Raw genomic sequence first — 18727 nt, forward strand, 5'->3', positions numbered from 1 at the left:
GTGGGCGAGGGTGAGCGTGTCGGCGTTGCTCTTGACGTAGGTGACCAGTTCCTCCAGCGTCGTCGGCGGGAGGTCCTTACGGGCGACGATCGTCATCGGTACATCGGTGATCAGACCGATCGTCGTGAAGTCCACGAGCGGTTCGTAGGGCAGGTTGGGGTAAAGCGCGGGCGCCGTTGACATGGCGATGTTGTGGATGAGCACCTCGTAGCCATCGGGCTTGGCGTCGGCAACCTGCCCGGCCGCGACTGTGCCACCAGCGCCGGTGACATTCTTGACCACGATTTGCTGGCCGAGCTTGGTGCCCATGGGCTCCGCGATCAGCCGGGTGACGGTGTCGGTCGGTCCACCGGCCGAGTAGGGCACCACGAAAGTGATCTCACGGTCCGGGTACGCCGCTGGTGTGGAGTCTCGCCCCCCGCATGCGGCGAGATTGGTGACAGCCAGGGCGGCGACCCCGACGAGGGCCCAGCGTGGCGTGCGAAGGCGCGACCGCCGGCTGCGACCCGAAGTGACGACAGACGTGGTCATGGAAGCTCCTTCATCGGCGACGAGGCAGGATCGGAATGAGACCTGGGTGACACTCTTGGCCGTAGGACGATCTTAGGTTCGCACTTCGCGGACATGACTCCGGAGTCTTTGGGCGCAGCGTCTAGCGGTTCTGCTGGTCGATCAGCGATTCGATGAGTTCGACGATCCGCTGCTGGCCGGCGGCGGTTGCGTCCAACTTGCCGCGCATCTCGATGAAGCCGCGATCAACCTGCTCGAACCTGCTGTCAACGTGGGCACGCAGATCAACGAAGTCCTGTCGAAGAGCATTGAAACTCGCCGTCGTAGCGTTTCGGAAGTCGCGGATCTCGGCTCGGATCTCGGTGACGTCGCGGTCGGCCGCACCGGCGAGGACACGGGCTGCCCCCAAAATGTGTCTGGCATCCTGCTCAACTCCGGAACCCACACCAGAAGACTAGCGCTGGGCAGGCGCGGCGGGCCGTTCTCCGCCTCAGTGCCTAGCCCTCACAGTGTGTTCTTGACGACGACGCCGTCCTTGATGATGACCGCGATGTTGGCGGCGGGGTCCGCCAGCAGGCCGAGATCGGTGGTCGGATCGCCATTGATCAGCAGCATGTCTGCCCATGCGCCGGTGACGATCTCGCCGAGTCGGGCCGATCCGTAGGGATCGCGTTCACCGGCCAGGCGCAAGAGGGCGGCATTGCCGGAGGTGACCATCTTGAGCGCCTCGACGCCGGTGAAGTACTCACCGAGGCGGGTCACCATCTCGCTTTGCCGGAAGTTGTTCTCCGGTTCGAACAGCAGATCCGTACCCCAGGCTGTCTTGACCCCGTGCTTCTTCGCCCACCGGTACAACTGCTCGGTGCCGTCGCAGACCTGCCGGTTCTTCGCGGTCCGGTCCGGATCGGGAAAGCTGTGGTCATGGTTGCTGAACGGCTGAGTCGACAGCCACACATCGCGTTCGGCAAGCATCGCGACGGTGGGTTCGTCGGCCAGGTGGCCGTGCTCGATCGACTTGACGCCGGCTTCCACGGCACGATGGATACCGGCGACGTTGTAGACGTGAGTGGCGACATAGGTGCCGTAATCGGCGGCGGCCTCGACCGCCGCCCGCAACTCAGCCGGGGTGAACTGCAGCGTGTACAGCGGATCGTAGAGTGTGGCAACTCCGCCGCCGGCCATCAGCTTGATTTGCGACGCCCCGAGTTTGAGTTGTTCACGTACGGCGGCGAGTACGCGGTCGGCGCCGTCGGCGACCCGAAGGAACCCGATCTGTTCAGCCCGGGATTCCCTGCCGCCCAACGCCGTCGGCGGTTCGAAGACGAAACCGAAATCCCCGTGACCGGCGGTCTGCGAGATCGCCGCCTGGCTGGGGTAGATGCGCGGGCCAAGCGCCGGTTCGGCGTCGATGACCTTCTTGATGCCCACCGTGTCGCCGGCCATGTCGCGCACGGTGGTGAACCCGCGCAGCAGAGTGTCTTTGGCTCGCGCCAGTGTCGCGGCGGCGAGTTGGGTCTGGGTGGCGGTGGTGATGTCGGCCATGGTGTTCGCCATACCGACCAGATGCACATGGGCGTCGCTCATGCCTGGCATGAGCACCCGGCCGGCACCGTCGATCACCGTCGTGTCCGCGTCCTCGGCGATCGGTGAGGTGTCGACGGCGGCAATGGTCCGGCCTTCGACGAGGACGTGGCCGGAAACCAGGTGGTCGGAGATCCCGTCGAAAATCGTGACGTTCTTGACGAGAAGTCGGTGGGGGTCTGCCATCGTCACCTCGACGAGTCGGAGGGTTCGAGAATCTCGCCGCTGTCGCTGTCGCTGTCGCTGCCGCTGTCGCTGTCGCTGTCGGTAGCGGTATCTATAGTGGTATCCGTCTGAACGGTCTCGGATTCATCGTCGTCCGGATACGGCTCGGCATCCTCGCCGGCGATGTCCTGCACATCGACGACCTCGACAGCGTCGACCACATCGACCACATCGACCGCCTCGGCCGCCGGCTCATCCGGCCCGATCAGCACCAGCCCGGTCAGGTAGATGCCGATGAAGACGGCGGTGACGGTAACCCCGAAACCGCCGGCCCAGGACGCCAACAGCGTGGCCACAAAGCAGCCCCAGAGCCACCAGCGTTGCAAGCGGGAATTCATTGGCATCATGCTTAGGCGGCCTTGAGCCGAATCTTCCAGCGCACCAGCCCCAGATACAGCACGCTCAAGCCGGCCAGCATGGCCACGTCGAACCACCAACTCGACCCGGTGTGCTTCCACCAGCGATCTTTCGGGGTCAGCGGTCCGGGCACCAGGTTGACCAGGTCCACCGTCGAGGCCGATGCGGCGAATCCCCAGCGCGCCGGCGTCAGCCAGGACAACTGGTCGAGCACCAGTCGGTTGGTCACCGGGACCATCCCGCCGGAGAACACCAACTGACTCATGATCGCCACCACCAGCAGCGGCATGATCTGCTCGTTGGACTTCGCCAGTGCCGACAGCAGCAGGCCCAGGTTGGCCGAGGCGACGCAGGTGGCGGCGACGGTGACGAACAGTTCCAGCGACGGGTTGCCCAGCGCCACCGCGCCGCGGGTGGGACCGCCCTTGCCCCACACCACGATCGCGACCATGATGGCCGACTGCAGCACGGCGAACAGCGTGTACACACACACCTTGGCCAGCAGATACGCCGTCGTCGACAACCCCACCGCCTGTTCGCGCCGGAAGATCGCCCGTTCGCCGATCAGATCCCGGATGGTCAGGGCGGTGCCCATGAACACCGCCCCGACGTTGAGAAAGACCAGGATCTGCCCCGGCTCGTTGGGCGAGCCGCCCATCGGGTCGGGGATCCCGAAACCGACGTCGCCGGGCACTGCCAGCGACAGCACACCCATGATGAAGGGCAACAACGCGAGGAAGGTGAAGTAGGCGCGATCGGAGACGATCAGCCGGGCCTGACGCCGCACGATCGTCGAGAACTGACGGCGCAGGCTGGTGTGCACCGGCTCGCCGAGATCGGAGGGCTCCTCAGCCGGCGGTGGCGCCGGTTGCGGTCCACTCAATGCCTGATACCGGTCGTTGGCGGCCTGCGGGTCGCTGGCGACGGCGCTGAAGATGTCGGCCCAGTTCGTCGTTCCCATGGCCGGGCCGATCTCCGCCGGCGGCCCGTAGAACGCGGTCTTACCCCCGGGCGCGAGCAGCAGCACCTGATCGCACACGTCCAGATACGTCAGCGAGTGGGTGACCACCAGCACCACCCGGCCGGCGTCGGCGAGTTGGCGCAGCATGGTCATCACCTGGCGGTCCAGCGCCGGATCCAGGCCTGACGTGGGCTCGTCGAGGATCAGCAGCGACGGCCCGGTGAGCAACTCCAGGGCCACCGAGGCCCGCTTGCGCTGGCCGCCGGAGAGCTTGTCCACCCGGGTCTCGGCGTGCTGGGTCATCTCCAGTTCGGAAAGCACCTGGGCGACCACCTGCTGGCGGTCCTCCTTGGAGGTGTCCGGCGGCAGCCGCAACTCCGCGGCGTACATCAGGGCCTGGTTGACGGTCAGCTGGCCGTGCACCACATCGTCCTGCGGCACCATCCCGATCCGGGAGCGCAGTGAGGCGTAGTCGGCGTGGATGTTGTGACCCTCGAAGCTCACCGTGCCGCTGGTCGGGTGGGTGTAGCCGGCGATCAGCCGGGCCAGTGTGGATTTGCCCGCGCCCGACGGGCCGATCATCGCCGTGAGGGTGCCCGGCCGTGCGGTCAGCGAGATGTTGTCCAACAGGGTCTTGTTGTTTTCGATGGTCCAGGTGACCCCGCGCACATCGAGCCCGCCGGTCCCGGTGGCCGCCGCCGTCTCGGTGCGGCGGACCAGCGTCCCGCCGGTGAATACCAGGTCGACGTTGCCGATCGTGACGACGTCGCCGTCACTGAGCAGAGCGGTGTCCACCCGGGTGCCGTTGACGAAAGTGCCGTTGATGGAACGGTTGTCGACGATCTCGGTTCCGCCGGGTATCGGGATCAGCGTGGCGTGATGGCGGGAGGCCAGGACGTCGGGGATGACGATGTCGTTATCGCTGGACCGGCCGATCGTCAGTGATCCCGGGGGTGCCGGTGCTGAGGATCCCGGTTTGAGGATCTTCAGCATCGAGGTGGCCAGATTCGAGGTGTTGCTCGACGACCGGGCCGGCGCAGGACCCATCTGAGTGGGCGCGGCATCCGGTGGCGGTTGGGATGGCGTCGGGGGTGGCGGCGGGGATGGCGGCAGGGGTGGGGGGGGGGGGGGTTTGGCGGTTGGGGTGGCGGCGGCAGGGGTGGCGTCGGGGGTGGCGGTTGATAGGCGAGCTGGGGCTGGGAGCCCGGGTACATCGGCTGCGGCGCCGGCGGCCGGGGTGCCGCGTAGGCCTGGTTGATGACCTCGGTGGCGATTGGCGGGGGCCGTCCGGCAGAACCCTGGTGCCGGCCGACGTCGAAGCTCACCGACGGGCCGTCCGGGTTGCCGATATTGACCGTCGTGCCGTCGGTGATGTCGACCTGCGGGACCCGCCGGCCGTGCACGTACATCCCGTTCAGCGAGCCGTTGTCCACCGCGGTCCACCGGCCGCCTGAAATCGTCGGGTCGAACCGCAGCAGCACGTGGGCGCGGGACACCAGCGGATGCGCGATGCGCACGTCGGCGCGCAGATCCCGGCCGATGACGACGTCGTGTCCGGCGGAAAAGGTGCGCGGCGGGCCGTCGTACCGAACGGTCAGCGCCGGCCCGGAATAGCCGGGATGGGTTGGGGGGCTGCTCATCGGCGCCAATGCTAACCCGAGGAACCGCCGGGTCCTCCGGTGACGACGCAGTGCGTGCGCGAATAGATCGTCGGCATGCATTTATTGCAGTGCGTGCACAGCGACGTCACCGACCGTCCCTCGGACTCGATCCGGTTGATCAGGTCAGGCTCGGCCAGCAGCGCCCGGCCCATCGCGACGAAATCGAAACCGGCGGCCATGGCCCGATCCATGCTCTCCCGGTCGGTGATCCCGCCGAGCAGGATCAGCGGCACGGTGAGCTCGCGGCGGAACTGCTCGGCGTCGCGCAGCAGGAACAGGTCGCGGTAGGGGTATTCGCGGAGGAATTTGCGACCGGTCATCCGGATTCCCCACCGCAGCGGTGGGGCGAATGCGGCGGCGAACTCCTTGACCGGGGCGTCGCCGCGGAACAGGTACATCGGGTTGACCAGTGAACTGCCAGCAGTCAGTTCCAGCGCATCCAAACCACCGTCATCCTGCAGCCACCGCGCCGTCTGCAGCGACTCCTCGATGCTGATGCCGCCGCGCACCCCGTCTGCCATGTTGAGTTTGGCGGTCACCGCGATCGCGGCCCGGCCGTCGCGTTCCACTTCGCCGCGCACCGCCCGCACGATCCCGCGGGCCACCTTCGCGCGGTTCTCCAGCGAACCGCCGAAAGAGTCGGCGCGCCGGTTGATCAGCGGGGAGAGGAAGGAACTGGCCAGGTAGTTGTGCCCGAGGTGGATCTCCACGGCGTCGAAGCCGGCGTCGATCGCGTAGCGGACCGCGGTGGCGTGCGCGGCGATCACTTCGTCGATGTCGGCGCGGGTCGCATGCCTGGCGAACCGCATCGACAGCGGGTTGAAGAACCGCACCGGCGCCAGTGCCGGGGCCCTATTGGAACGCGCGTTGGCCACCGGCCCCGCGTGGCCGATCTGCGCGCTGACCGCCGCGCCCTGCGCGTGCACCGCCGCGGCCAGCTTCCGCAGACCCGGCACGGCGTCCGGTCGCATCCACATCGCGGCGGAGTCGGTGCGTCCGCCCGGGCTGACCGCGCAGTAGGCGACCGTCGTCATGCCGACCCCGCCGGCGGCCATCGCCTGGTGAAAGTCGATCAGGTCGTCGCTGACCAGCGCTCCCGGGGTGCGAGCCTCAAAGGTGGCTGCCTTGATGATCCGGTTGCGCAGCGTGATCGGACCCAGTTGAGCCGGGCTGAACACATCCGGAGTGGCACCCATATGGAAAATGTAGCCGTGCCCGCTCAGACGCTGGATGGCAAGCTGACCCGCGACGAGATCTTCACCGACCTCAAAGCGCGGGTCACCGCACTGACCGCCGCCGGGCGCACCCCCGGCCTGGGCACCATTCTGGTCGGCGACGATCCCGGCTCGCATGCCTACGTTCGTGGAAAGCACACCGACTGCGCCAAGGTTGGCATCACCTCGATGCGTCGCGACCTGCCGGCGCAGGCGACCGAGGCTCAACTCAACGAAGCAATCGACGAACTCAACGCCGACCCGGCGTGCACCGGTTACATCGTGCAACTGCCGCTGCCGCGCCACCTCGACGAGAACGCCGCCCTGGAGCGGATCGACCCCGCCAAGGACGCCGACGGTCTGCACCCGGTCAACCTGGGCCGGCTGGTTCTCGGTGAGCCGGCGCCATTGCCGTGCACCCCGCGGGGGATCGTGGCGCTGCTGCGCCGCTTCGACATCCCGATCGACGGTGCGCACGTGGTGGTGCTCGGCCGGGGCGTCACCGTCGGCCGTCCGCTGGGCCTGTTGCTGACCCGCCGCACTGAGAACGCCACAGTGACCTTGTGCCACACCGGAACCCGCGACCTGCCCGCGCTGACCCGGCAAGCCGACATCATCGTCGCGGCCGTCGGAGTGCCGCATATGGTGACCGCCGACATGGTTCGCCCCGGTGCGGCGGTGGTGGACGTGGGCGTCAGCCGGGTTGACGGAGTGCTCACCGGTGACGTGGCTCCCGAGGTGTGGGACGTCGCCGGACATGTTTCCCCGAATCCGGGGGGAGTCGGCCCCCTGACTCGCGCGTTTCTTCTCACCAACGTCGTTGAACGCGCTGAAGCTGGGCCGTGAAGCTACCCCAGGCAGCACGGAGGGTGGTCCGCGCGCAATGGCCGATCCTCACCGTCGCCGCCATCTTCGCGGTGGCACTGGCGCTGGTGGCAGCCGGTTTCTGGCGTCGCGGCTCGTTCCTGATCGGGGTCGCTGTCGGGGTGGCTGCCGCACTGCGGTTGGCTCTGCCCGACGAGCGGGCCGGCCTGCTGGTGGTGCGCGACAAAAGTCTCGATTTCGCCACCATGACCACGATCAGCGCCGTCATGATCTACACCGCGTGGACCATCGACCCCTTGGGGACCAGTTAGCCGGGGCGAGTAAGCCGCTCAGGCCAGCATCGCTCGCGCGCAGACCGTGATGTAGGGCAGGGCGATACCGGCGGAGTTGGCCAGCGCGGGGTGGGTGGCCAGCAGGGTGCGCACCTCGTCGAGGGTTCGGGTGCGAACCTCCGCCGGGGAGGTGATGCAGTAACTACGTGAGGCGACGTAGTCGATAAGCGCCTGCGGTGTGACGTAATTGGTCCACTCCACCTGATGAGTCGCCACGTCGATGAACGGCTCGGGCAGTTCAACCGTCGCGTCGGCCCAATCGTGTTCCAGCCCCACAATCCGGCCGAAGTCCTTGACCCAGCCCAGCCGTTCATCGCGAACATTCCACAGCAAGCCAAGCCGCCCACCGGGCCGCAGCACCCGTACCACCTCCGCGATCGCCCGGTCCGGGTCGAACCAGTGCCATGCCTGGGCCACCAGCACGGCATCAAGGCTGTTGTCCGGCAATGGAATATGCTCTGCCGTGCCCAACAGCGCCGGGGTGGCCGGCAATGCCGCGCGCAGCACGTCGAGCATCTCGGCGATCGGATCGACGGCGACCACATCCAGACCGCGTTCGACCAAACGGGTGGTGAGTTTGCCGGTGCCCGCACCCAGATCAAGGACGTCCTGGACTGGGCCGCCGGCCCCGGCTGCCAGCAGCCAGTCGACGGCCTCCGGCGGGTAGGAGGGCCGGCCCCGCTCGTAGGCGGCGGCTTGCGCACCGAACGACAGCGACCGCTCGGAACGGCCTCCGTCCGGCGCGCCGGTCACCGCTGACCGTCGGCGAGTGCGAGGGTCTCCCGGATCAGCTGTCCCACTGCCTCCATCTCGATCAGGAAGCCGTCATGGCCGTAGATCGACTCCACCACGTTCAGGCCGTTGCAGCCCGGCAGCAGATCGGCCAGTTCCTGCTGCAGTCGCAGCGGGTAAAGCCGATCAGAGGTGATGCCGCCGACGACCACGGGCACCGGGCAGGACTGCAGCGCCGCAGCGACCCCGCCGCGGCTGCGGCCCACATCATGGTTGGACAAGGTTTCGGTGAGCGTTACGTAGCTGCCGGCGTCGAACCGTCGAAGCAGCTTGGCGCCTTGATATTCCAGGTAGCTCTGCACGGCGTAGCGTCCGCCGGTCAGCGGGTCCTCTCGGCCGTCCGCGGTGGCCTGCCCCTCATTGCCGAATCGGGTGTCCAGATCGGTCTCGCCGCGATACGTCAGATGGGCGAACCGGCGGGCCAGTTGCAGCCCGACGTCGGGGGATCGGCCGGTGCCGTGATAGTCGCCGCCCTGCCAGTTCGGGTCGGATCTGATGGCTGCGATCTGGGTGCTCTGGGTCCCGATCTGGTCCGCGGTGGCCCGCCCGCCGACGGCCAGCACCAACCCGGCACGAACCTGCTCGGGGTAGCCGACAATCCACTCCAGTGCGCGCGCCCCGCCCATCGACCCACCGATCACGGCCGCCACCTCGGTGATACCCAGCGCAGCCAGCGCGGCCACGTCAGCGTTGACCTGATCGCGCACCGTGATCAGCGGGAACCGTGACCCCCAGGGCCTGCCGTCGCGGGCCAGTGAACTCGGCCCGGTGGATCCCCGGCAGCCACCCAGCACGTTGGTGGCGACCGCGCACCAACGGTCGGTGTCGATCGGCGCTCCCGGTCCGGCCACGCCGTCCCACCAGCCGGGGGTGGGGTGCCCCGGCCCGGCCGGGCCGGTGATGTGAGAGTCGCCGGTCAGCGCGTGCAGCACGACGACGACGTTGTCGCGGTTCGGGGAGAGTTCGCCCCAGCGTTGCACCGCGATCGACACGTCGTCGATCACCGCGCCGCTTTCCAACGTCAACGGGCCGATGTCCACCACGCCGATGTCACCCTCGGCGGGGAGGGTTTCGATGCGCTCGACCCCGGAAGCCTGATCTTCGCGCAAGCGTTCAGCAGAGAGTGTCATGTCAGCGTCGCTCAATGGGCCGCCACGGCGCTGGAATCAGTGACTCTCGCGGCAGCGGCGAACCCCCGCTCAAGGTCGGCCAGAATGTCGTCGACGCCCTCCAACCCGACGGCCAGTCGCACCAGACCGGGGGTGACCCCGGTGGCCAACTGCTCGTGCGGTGAGAGTTGCTGGTGGGTCGTCGATGCCGGATGGATGACCAGTGATCGCACGTCGCCGATATTGGCGACGTGGCTGTGCAGTTGCAGCGCGTTGACGAAGGCCTTGGCCCGCTCGACGCCGCCGCTCAGTTCGAACGACAGCACCGCGCCGGTTCCCCTCGGTGCCAGCTCGCGGCCCCGCTGATACCACGGCGAGTCCGGTAGACCGGCGTAGTTGACGGTGGTCACCTCGGGATGGCCGGACAGGAACTCAGCGACCCGCGTGGCGTTCTGCACGTGCCGTTCGATGCGAAGGCTCAGCGTTTCCAGGCCCTGGGCGATGAGGAACGCGTTGAACGGGGCCGGCGCCGAGCCGAGGTCACGCAGTAGTTGTACGCGGGCCTTGAGTGCGAACGCCGGCGCGCCGAGGTCGGCGAAAACCACGCCGTGGTAGCTCGGGTCCGGGGTGGTGAAGCCGGGGAATTTGCCCCCGCCGGTTGTCGCCGACCCAGCGGCTCCGGAGCCGGTCCAGTCGAATTTTCCGCTGTCGACGATCACTCCGGCGATCGCGGTGCCGTGGCCGCCGAGATATTTGGTGGCCGAATGCACGACGATGTCGGCGCCCTGGGAGATCGGCTGGATCAGATACGGGGTGGCGATGGTGTTGTCCACGATCAGCGGGACGCCGTTGGAGTGCGCCACCTCGGAGACGCCGGGGGTGTCCAGGATGTCGATCTGCGGGTTGGAGATGGTCTCGCCGTAGAAGGCCTTGGTGTTGGGCCGCACCGCCGCCTGCCAGGAGTCCAGGTCGTCGGGGTCTTCGACGAAAGTGGTCTCGATCCCCAGCTTGGGCAGCGTGTAGTGGAACAGGTTGTAGGTGCCGCCGTAGAGCCGCGGGCTGGAGACGATGTGGTCTCCGGCGCCGGCGAGGTTGAGGATCGCGAAGGTCTCCGCGGCCTGACCCGAGGACAGCAACAGCCCCGCCACCCCGCCCTCGAGAGCGGCGATGCGCTGTTCGACGACGTCAGTGGTCGGGTTCATGATTCGGGTGTAGATGTTGCCCGGTTCGGCCAGCCCAAACAGCGCGGCGGCGTGGTCGGTACTGTCGAAGGCGTAGGACGTGGTCTGGTAGATCGGCAGCGCCCGGGCTCGGCTGGCGGCGTCGGGGGTTTGGCCGGCGTGGATCTGCTTGGTCTCGAACGACCATGCTTCAGGGTTGGAATCGGGGGGGGTGGTCATGGGGGTAAGGCTCCTTGGGTCGCTGGGTTAGGTACACGGGGGCCGAAAGAATTCCCGTCTAACAACAGCGACACATATGGGGGCTCCGCATCAGGTTTCCCTGTCTACTCGGGGGGCCCGTCATGGCGGACCCGCGCTTGCCGTGCAGCCGCGTGGTGGCTGCTCAACCTGGTCATCACCCAGGGCACCCCACCGCGGTTGGAGGGTTGCCGGCCAGCAAGCCGGGGCTTAGCGCTGGCACTCATGACCGGTGTCGAGCGTATCGCACACCTGCACCGACTGGCCAGCGGGCCTTCATCGGACACGGCACTTCGTGAGCCGATCAACCCTTGTAATGTTGCGCCCAGCGAGCGATTGCTCGCCGGGCCGAGGAGGATGGGCGACTCAATGTCGAGCGGACGCAAGATCAAGGTCGAGGGCACTGTCGTCGAGCTCGACGGCGACGAGATGACCCGCATCATCTGGAAGCTGATCAAGGACACCCTGATCCTGCCGTACCTCGACATCAATCTTGAGTATTACGACCTGGGCATCGAGCACCGCGACGCCACCGACGACCAGGTCACCATCGACTCCGCCAACGCCATCCTCAAACACCACGTCGGCGTCAAATGCGCCACCATCACCCCGGACGAGGCCCGGGTCAAAGAATTCAACCTGAAGAAAATGTGGCTGTCTCCCAACGGCACCATCCGCAACATCCTCGGCGGCACGATTTTCCGTGCCCCGATCGTGATTTCCAACATTCCCCGCCTGGTACCGGGGTGGACCAAACCGATCATCATCGGCCGGCACGCGTTCGGCGACCAGTACCGCGCCACCAACTTCAAAGTCGACCGTCCCGGCACCGTCACGTTGACCTTCACCCCGGAGGACGGCAGCGAGCCGATTGTCCACGAGGTGGTCCGCATCCCCGAGGACGGCGGTGTCGTGATGGGGATGTACAACTTCAAGAAGTCCATCATCGACTTCGCGCGCTCCTCGTTCTCCTATGCGCTGCAACAGAACTATCCGGTGTATCTGTCGACGAAGAACACCATCCTCAAGGCCTACGACGGCATGTTCAAAGACGAGTTCCAGCGGATCTTCGATGAGGAGTACAAGGAGGAGTTCGACAAGCGCGGACTGACCTACGAACACCGCCTCATCGACGACATGGTGGCCTCCTGCCTGAAGTGGGAGGGCGGCTATGTCTGGGCGTGCAAGAACTACGACGGCGACGTGGAGTCCGACATCGTCGCGCAGGGTTATGGCTCACTCGGCCTGATGACCTCGGTGCTGATGACGCCCGACGGCAAGACCGTCGAGGCCGAGGCGGCCCACGGCACCGTCACCCGGCACTACCGGCAGTACCAGCAGGGCAAGGCGACCTCCACCAACCCCATCGCGTCGATCTTCGCCTGGACGCGCGGTCTGGAGCATCGGGGCAAGTTGGACAACACCCCGGAGGTCATCGAGTTCGCCGAGACACTCGAAGAGGTGGTCATCCACACCGTTGAGGGCGGCCAGATGACCAAGGACCTGGCCCTGCTGATCGGCCCGGATCAGCCATGGCAGACCAGCGAGCAGTTCCTGGCCACGCTGGCTGACAATCTCAAGAAGTCGCTGACCTAAGCTGCGGCACGCTGTTGTCGTCGACCCACGCGATGATCAGATCGGCGATCGACTGCGGCGCCTCGAACATCGGGATGTGGCCGACGTTGTCCAGCGTGGTGACCCGGTCGATGTCCGGCAGATGTTTGACGAAGTGCTTGGTGTAACGCGGGTGCGGAAGCACCCGGTCCTTCCCGCAGATCACCAGATTGGTGGGCGTCTGGGTCTGGGCCAACTCCATCAGGCCCGGTAGCAGCAGCGCCTTGAGGAGCAGCTGATGATAGGCCCGGCAGTGCGTGACGTCGTCGATGACCTCCAGCAGGTCCGCGTCGGACAAGCCCGCCGAGGTGGCGCTGATCGGCACACTCGCCGCCCGCTTGGCCAGGGGGAGCCGGGCGGCGCGGCGGCCCAGCGCCACTGCGGTGAGCCACACCGGAAACCCGGCCACGAATTTGCCGACGATCTCGTACTTGACCGGCGACCAGCGGTGCCACCCGCCTGCTGGTGCGATCCCGGTCAACGTGCGGGCCCGGCCCCGTCGTTCCAATTCGAAAGCCACCCAGCCGCCCAGCGAGTTGCCGACGATATGCGCGCTGCCCCAACCTAATTGGTCGAGTTGAGCCTCCACATGGTCTGCCAGGGTATTGGTGTCCAGGAACCACGACCGAGTGTGGGGGCCGCCGTGGTGGCCGGCCATCGTCGGTGCGAACACCTCGAATCGGCCGGTCCGGGCCAGTGCCGGGGCGACGTCGTGCCAGACGTAGGACGACATCATGAAGGGGTGCAACAGCAGGATGGGTTCCCCCGAACCGAGGTGAATGGGTGCCCGCTCGCTCATTTCACTGACGCTACGCCGACGTGGCGATGGCCCACCGGATTAGCTGCACGTGGTCGACCTGTTCGCCCAAGGGGATCCCGGCGCTGACGAGAAGGATGGAAAGCACACCGACACTGCCATCACTCCAACCGGGGTGACCCACCGCTCGACCGCCCCGCCGATCGTCGCCGCCTGATCGGAGACGGGGTAGGTTTCCGCCGTGATTGTGACAACTGTCAACGTCAACGGAGTCCGTGCGGCGGTGCGGGAGCGCTCCGAGGAGAACCGCGGCCTGCTGGCCTGGCTGGCGCAGACATCGGCTGATGTGGTGTGCCTGCAGGAGACCCGCGCCGATGACGCGCAACTTGCCGAGGCGCTGGCGCCGGCCCTGCGTTCGGGCCCTTCCGGGGGCTGGCACCTGGCCTCGGCCGAGCCCCACCTCAAAGGCCGCAGCGGAGTGGCCATTCTGAGCCGCGCGCCATTCGACGACGTCCGGATTGGTTTGCAGGCAACCGAATTCGAACACCACGGTCGCTATCTGGAGGTCGAGGTCTCCGGGATGACGATCGGCAGCCTCTACGTCCACTCCGGGGAGGCGGGCACCGACCGCCAGGTGGAGAAGGAACGGTTCATGGCTTCGCTGGCCACGCGGATGGCCGAGTTGACCGCTGACGGCCGCGAGGCCGTGCTGTGCGGCGACTGGAACATCGCACACACCGAAAGCGACATCAAAAACTGGAAAGGCAACCTCAAGAAGGCCGGTTTCCTGCCCAGTGAGCGGCAGTGGCTCACCGAGCTGGTGGGCGCCGGCTGGGTGGACGTCGTGCGTCACCTGCACCCCGACCGCCCCGGGCCGTACAGCTGGTGGTCCTGGCGCGGCAAGGCTTTCGACAACGACGCCGGCTGGCGCATCGACTACCACTTGGCCACCGAACCGCTGGCCGCCCGGGCGCGTTGGGCTCGGGTCGAGAAGCCGGATGCCTATGCGCTGCGGTGGTCCGACCACGCGCCGGTCACAGTGGAATTCGGCTGACCTGGAATTCGGCTGACGCCCCTAGGCGGCGGGGCACCCCTCCCGATTCGGGCCGTCCAACGCCGTCGACGCGCCTTGCAGTGCTTGGTGCAGCACCTCGAACACGTTGGGGTCCCAGGTCAATGCCGTCTTCCAGTCCAGGCCGGCCTGATCGGAGATGAAAATACTGTGGGTGTCCTCAAAGGTGTAGCAGCGACGGTGGGGCAGCACCGGGTCGGCGATATTGCGGGCCAGCGCACTGTCCTGGGCGACCAGCCCGTCATTGGGCCAGACCGCCGGGTTCGCCGGACCGGGCGGGGCGAACTTGGTGCCGGCGATCAGTACGACCGGGATCCTGTCGAGAACCCCGGCCTGAAAGTCGTTCCAGCCGTTCTTGCCCGTCAGGAACTGCTTGTTGACCTCGCGGCCCGATCCGGCCATCAGGTCCAGCACGCGGGCCTTGAACTGTTTCATGCCCGACTCGCAGAACTTGTCGCCCTTGCACTCGGCCAACGTGATCAGGTCGTTGGCGTAATCGGACAGATACGACCCCTGCCACGGGGTCCCGACGGTGCTCAGCGACCGGATCTTCACCGGACTGCCGGTGGTCGCCAGCACCCGGATCGCCGCCCGCGAGTACAGGCCACCCATCGAATGCGCCACGAAGTCGACCTCGGTGACACCCCGGTCGTCGTGCAGCCAGTTGATGAACCGCGCGAGATGCTCTCCGGCGGTGTCGATGCTGCCGGTGGAGTTGACGGTGATGTTCTCGGGCAGCGTCACCGGGCACACCCCGAACGCTCCGAAACCCTGCTGGTCGACCACCTGACCCCGGCCGTTCATGGCCGGGGATGTGTACACCGTGTAGCCCTTGGAGATCAGGAACTCTCGCATCGCGGTGTTGGTGTTGCCCGCCGCCAAGCCAGTCGCGCAGGCCGCATCGTTAGAGGTGAACGGGCTGACGGCATCGCCGCCGGAGACGATCACCACCGCCGCGCCAGGCGGGCGCTTGTCAGCAGAACCGGGACCGCCCGTGCAACCGGCCAGGGTGGTCGCAGTGAGGACGGCCGCAGCCATGGCCGCAAGGAATTTCCGCATGACAGGATTGTCCCATCATGAGCCAGCAATCCCGTGTCGTGTTCTCCGGTGTGCAGCCCACCGCCGATTCGCTGCACCTGGGCAACGCCCTCGGTGCGGTTGGGCAGTGGCCCGGACTGCAGGACGACTACGAGACCTACTTCTGCGTCGTCGACCTGCACGCCATCACCGGTGCCCAGGACCCCGCAGTGTTGCGGCGGCGCACCCTGGTCACGGCAGCGCAGTACCTGGCGCTGGGCGTCGACCCCGCTCGTTCAACGATCTTCGTGCAGAGCCATGTGCCCGCGCACACCGAATTAGCCTGGGTGCTGGGCTGTTTCACCGGATTCGGCCAGGCATCGCGAATGACGCAGTTCAAGGACAAGTCCCAGAAGCAGGGCGCCGACTCCACGACGGTCGGGCTGTTCACCTACCCGGTCCTGCAGGCCGCCGACGTGCTGCTCTACGACACCAATCTGGTGCCGGTCGGGGAGGACCAGCGCCAGCACTTGGAGTTGGCCCGCGATATCGCCGGCCGGTTCAACTCCCGGTTTCCCGGAACCTTCGTGGTGCCGGAGGTGATGATCGCCAAAGAGACCGCCAAAATCTACGACCTGGCGGACCCGACCGCGAAGATGAGCAAGTCGGCGGCCACCGATGCCGGGCTGATCAACCTGCTCGACGATCCGAAGGTGTCGGCCAAGAAGATCCGCTCAGCGGTCACCGACTCCGAACGCGAGATCCGCTTCGACGTCGAGGGCAAACCGGGAGTGTCAAATCTGCTGTCCATCCAGGCCGCCGTCACCGGCGCCTCGATCGACGCACTCGTCGAGGGCTATGCCGGCCGCGGCTACGGCGACCTGAAATCCGAGACCGCCGACGCGGTGATCGCCTACGTCACCCCGATCCGGCAGCGGGTGACCGAACTGCTCGAGGATCCCGCTGAGTTGCAGGCCACCCTGGCCAAGGGCGCCGATCGCGCCCGGGACGTGGCCGCCGCGACCCTGGCCCGGGTGTACGACCGGCTCGGCTTCCTGCCCTCCGGGTGATGGGCCTGCTGGCGCGGCTGCGAAGACGGTACCTCTGGCTGGACCATGCGGTGCGCGCCCAGCAGCGCTATGACAGGTCCCAGGGCGACTTCTACGCGGCCGGGATCAGCTACTTCACCCTGTTTGCGATCTTCCCGCTGCTGATGGTGGGCTTCGCCGTTGTCGGGTTCGTCCTGGCCAGCCGGCCACAGCAACTGGCTGAGATCGACAACCGGGTTAAGGCGGCAGTGCCCGGGGAGTTCGGCGAGCAGATCCTCAGTCTGATGGACGCCGCGATCGCATCGCGCACCTCGGTGGGTGTTATCGGCCTGACCACCGCGCTGTACGTCGGGTTGCTGTGGATTCAGCGACTGCGCGCCGCGCTCAGCCAGATGTGGGGGCAGGACTTTCCGTCACCGGGTGTGCTCAGCACCAAGGTCTCCGATCTGGCCGCCCTGGTGGTGGCGTTTCTGTCCAGCCTGCTGACCATCGGGCTCAGTGCGCTGGCCACCTCCGCGCTGGAGTTGACCGGATTTGCCCGGGCGGGCTCGTTGGTGTTGTCGATCCTGGTGGCTTGGCTGGTGTTCACCACGATGATCGCCCGGTTGCCGCACGACCCGATCGCGCTGCGCAGGTGCGTGAGTGCGGGGCTGCTGGCGGCGGTCGGGTTCGAGGTCGTCAAGCAGATTGCGTCGATCTATCTTCGGGTGGTGCTGCACGGCCCGGCGGGAGTCACCTTCGGCCCAGCGCTGGGCCTGATGGTGTTCGCCTACATGATCGCGCGGCTGATCCTGTTCGCGGCGGCCTGGGCAGCCGAACGCAGTGCTACCCGGGCTCTTCGTCCTCGGCGGTTTCGCGGTGCCGCAGCACCTCTTCCGGGTGGTGGTAGTCATTGACGCGGTTCTGGCCGCGGTCGAGGTGCGGCGGTGGAATCCACTCAGTTCGGTTGTCACTCTTACGCTTTCGGGTGGTCCATCCGTCTGGGGTTCCGTCGACCAGTCGGTTGTCGCATCCGCAGGCCAAGGTGAGCTCATCGATGTCGGTGTTGCCGCCGTGCTGCCAGTCGCGTTCGGCATGGTGGACCTGACTGTGGTACGCCGGCGCGGTGCAGCCAGGCTTGGAGCATCCCCGTTCCAGTGCGTGCAGGACTAGGCGTTGCCCGGCACTGGCGGAGCGTCGGGTGCGCCCGTGGTAGAGCTGAATCTCCCGCGGGTTGCGCAGAAGCACCAGGTAGGGGTGGACGTCGGCGGCCATGCCGATGAGGGTCGGGATCGGCAACCGGGTCCCGCCGCCGGTGTGGGCCTGTCCGGCCGCTGCGGTCAGTTCGGCCAGTGTCGTGGTGGCCACAATTGTGACCGGCAGTCCGTTGTGCTGACCCAGCTGTCCAGAAGTCAGCATCGCCCGGCACACGGTCTTCAGCGCGTCATGGGTGCGCTGTGCGGCGCTGCGGGTGTCGCCGGCGATCTGGCTCTGGGTCGGTGCACCGTCAACGCGCTCCCCGGCGGTGTCAGGGTCGCCGTGGCCGGGGGCTGCGAGTTTGGCGAAGATGGCATCGAGGCCCGCCCGCAGTTCGGGATCGATCCAGCCCGAGATCCGGCTCATCCCGTCCATTTCTTGGCGACCAAGGGTCACACTGCGTTTGCGGGCGTGCTCACGCTCGTCGTCGAGCGTGCCGTCCTGGTCGAGGTAACCCATCAGTTGGCGGGCGACATCCCGCAGTCCCTCGGGGGTCAACCCGCCTGCGAGCCCACCCAACTGTGATTCGGCAGCCGCCCGGGTGCCGGGGTCGACATCGGCCGGCAGATGGTCCATGAAGGTCCGGATCACGCCGACGTGCTCTGTTCCGATCTCCCCACGTGCCTGGGCCGCTGCGGTGGCCGGAAGCTCCGGCTCCAAGGGATCACCGGTGACGGCGCGACGTGGTCCGAGCTGGGCGGCCTCGCCGATGCGGCGGCCGGCGTCGGCCCCGCTGATACCCAGCCGAGTGGAAAGCACTGCGCGCCAGGACTTGGCGCCCACCTCCTTTGGGGTGGCCCGGGACTGGAGGTGATTGAGCAGGGCGTACTCGGTGGTGGGCTGGCGGCGGCGATGAATCTCCAGGCGATTCAACACATCCAAGACCTGCCTGGCCCCCAGGCCGTCGACCGGCAGCGAGGCCAGTTTGTCCCAAGCCGCTTCGACCGCGTCAAGGGCAGCCATCACCGCCTCGACGTCGGCGGTGCGAATTTCCATG

At 67.0% G+C, this 18727-nt stretch carries 16 protein-coding genes, 2 pseudogenes and 1 riboswitch; of the genes and pseudogenes, 6 read left to right on the forward strand and 12 right to left on the reverse strand.

What is annotated here, in order from left to right:
* From ADBZ5N_RS05695 to ADBZ5N_RS05720, 6 genes and pseudogenes are all read right to left on the reverse strand, one after another.
* A partial coding sequence (locus ADBZ5N_RS05695; protein WP_526256515.1) for a tripartite tricarboxylate transporter substrate-binding protein occupies positions 1-531 on the reverse strand: 531 nt, incomplete at its 3' end.
* A 121-nt stretch (positions 532-652) separates the two neighbouring features.
* Positions 653-940: pseudogene (locus tag ADBZ5N_RS05700) on the reverse strand (hypothetical protein); the annotation flags it as partial.
* Between the two features lie 74 nt (positions 941-1014).
* Positions 1015-2277 carry a metal-dependent hydrolase family protein gene (locus ADBZ5N_RS05705; RefSeq protein WP_526256516.1) on the reverse strand — a complete coding sequence of 421 codons (1263 nt, stop codon included), beginning with the start codon at positions 2275-2277 and terminating at the stop codon, positions 1015-1017.
* 2 nt (positions 2278-2279) lie between these two features.
* Positions 2280-2654, reverse strand: a complete 375-nt coding sequence (locus tag ADBZ5N_RS05710; RefSeq protein WP_526256517.1) for a hypothetical protein — start codon at positions 2652-2654, stop codon at positions 2280-2282.
* Between the two features lie 11 nt (positions 2655-2665).
* A pseudogene (locus tag ADBZ5N_RS05715) lies at positions 2666-5274 on the reverse strand (ATP-binding cassette domain-containing protein).
* Positions 5275-5285: 11 nt separating this feature from the next.
* The gene (locus ADBZ5N_RS05720) at positions 5286-6491 is read right to left on the reverse strand and encodes an NADH:flavin oxidoreductase (protein WP_526256518.1); all 1206 of its coding nucleotides are present in this window, start codon (positions 6489-6491) and stop codon (positions 5286-5288) included.
* Between the two features lie 15 nt (positions 6492-6506).
* Between ADBZ5N_RS05720 and ADBZ5N_RS05725 the strand changes: the two genes are divergently transcribed.
* Positions 6507-7355 (forward strand): bifunctional methylenetetrahydrofolate dehydrogenase/methenyltetrahydrofolate cyclohydrolase, encoded by an 849-nt coding sequence (locus tag ADBZ5N_RS05725; protein WP_526256519.1) that lies wholly within the window; start codon positions 6507-6509, stop codon positions 7353-7355.
* Positions 7352-7645 carry a DUF3017 domain-containing protein gene (locus ADBZ5N_RS05730; protein ID WP_526256520.1) on the forward strand — a complete coding sequence of 98 codons (294 nt, stop codon included), beginning with the start codon at positions 7352-7354 and terminating at the stop codon, positions 7643-7645. Before ADBZ5N_RS05725 ends, ADBZ5N_RS05730 begins: the two co-directional genes overlap by 4 nt.
* 18 nt (positions 7646-7663) lie before the next feature.
* Here ADBZ5N_RS05730 and ADBZ5N_RS05735 read toward each other — a convergent pair whose 3' ends face one another.
* From ADBZ5N_RS05735 to ADBZ5N_RS05745, 3 genes are read right to left on the reverse strand one after another with little or no spacing between them, the layout of a single operon-like run.
* On the reverse strand, positions 7664-8419 hold the full coding sequence (locus tag ADBZ5N_RS05735; protein WP_526256521.1) for a class I SAM-dependent methyltransferase: 756 nt from the start codon (positions 8417-8419) through the stop codon (positions 7664-7666).
* Positions 8416-9588 carry a homoserine O-acetyltransferase MetX gene (gene metX, locus ADBZ5N_RS05740; protein ID WP_526256522.1) on the reverse strand — a complete coding sequence of 391 codons (1173 nt, stop codon included), beginning with the start codon at positions 9586-9588 and terminating at the stop codon, positions 8416-8418. Before metX ends, ADBZ5N_RS05735 begins: the two co-directional genes overlap by 4 nt.
* An 11-nt stretch (positions 9589-9599) precedes the next feature.
* On the reverse strand, positions 9600-10967 hold the full coding sequence (locus tag ADBZ5N_RS05745; protein WP_526256523.1) for a bifunctional o-acetylhomoserine/o-acetylserine sulfhydrylase: 1368 nt from the start codon (positions 10965-10967) through the stop codon (positions 9600-9602).
* A gap of 128 nt (positions 10968-11095) precedes the next feature.
* A riboswitch (SAM riboswitch) is annotated at positions 11096-11216 on the reverse strand.
* A gap of 138 nt (positions 11217-11354) precedes the next feature.
* Here ADBZ5N_RS05745 and ADBZ5N_RS05750 point away from each other — a divergent pair.
* Positions 11355-12581 carry an NADP-dependent isocitrate dehydrogenase gene (locus tag ADBZ5N_RS05750; protein WP_526256524.1) on the forward strand — a complete coding sequence of 409 codons (1227 nt, stop codon included), beginning with the start codon at positions 11355-11357 and terminating at the stop codon, positions 12579-12581.
* Here the strand turns inward: ADBZ5N_RS05750 and ephH are convergent.
* The gene (gene ephH, locus ADBZ5N_RS05755; protein ID WP_526256525.1) at positions 12562-13398 is read right to left on the reverse strand and encodes an epoxide hydrolase EphH; all 837 of its coding nucleotides are present in this window, start codon (positions 13396-13398) and stop codon (positions 12562-12564) included. The two genes, ADBZ5N_RS05750 and ephH, sit on opposite strands and share 20 nt — an antisense overlap.
* Positions 13399-13597: 199 nt before the next feature.
* Between ephH and ADBZ5N_RS05760 the strand changes: the two genes are divergently transcribed.
* Positions 13598-14410: an exodeoxyribonuclease III gene (locus ADBZ5N_RS05760; RefSeq protein WP_526256526.1), complete on the forward strand. Its 813-nt coding sequence runs from the start codon at positions 13598-13600 to the stop codon at positions 14408-14410.
* 21 nt (positions 14411-14431) lie between these two features.
* Here the strand turns inward: ADBZ5N_RS05760 and ADBZ5N_RS05765 are convergent, their stop codons facing one another.
* The gene (locus ADBZ5N_RS05765; RefSeq protein WP_526256527.1) at positions 14432-15487 is read right to left on the reverse strand and encodes an alpha/beta hydrolase; all 1056 of its coding nucleotides are present in this window, start codon (positions 15485-15487) and stop codon (positions 14432-14434) included.
* Between the two features lie 17 nt (positions 15488-15504).
* On the opposite strand from ADBZ5N_RS05765, the gene trpS reads away from it, so the two are divergent.
* Entirely contained in the window at positions 15505-16515 is a 1011-nt protein-coding gene (trpS, locus tag ADBZ5N_RS05770) for a tryptophan--tRNA ligase (protein WP_526256528.1), read from the forward strand.
* Entirely contained in the window at positions 16515-17390 is an 876-nt protein-coding gene (gene yhjD, locus ADBZ5N_RS05775; RefSeq protein ID WP_526256529.1) for an inner membrane protein YhjD, read from the forward strand. Before trpS ends, yhjD begins: the two co-directional genes overlap by 1 nt.
* Here yhjD and ADBZ5N_RS05780 read toward each other — a convergent pair.
* Entirely contained in the window at positions 17320-18720 is a 1401-nt protein-coding gene (locus ADBZ5N_RS05780) for an HNH endonuclease signature motif containing protein (protein WP_526256543.1), read from the reverse strand. The two genes, yhjD and ADBZ5N_RS05780, sit on opposite strands and share 71 nt — an antisense overlap.
* Between the last annotated feature and the right edge of the window lie 7 nt (positions 18721-18727).

Source organism: Mycobacterium sp., from assembly GCF_044370595.1.
Lineage (GTDB): Bacteria > Actinomycetota > Actinomycetes > Mycobacteriales > Mycobacteriaceae > Mycobacterium.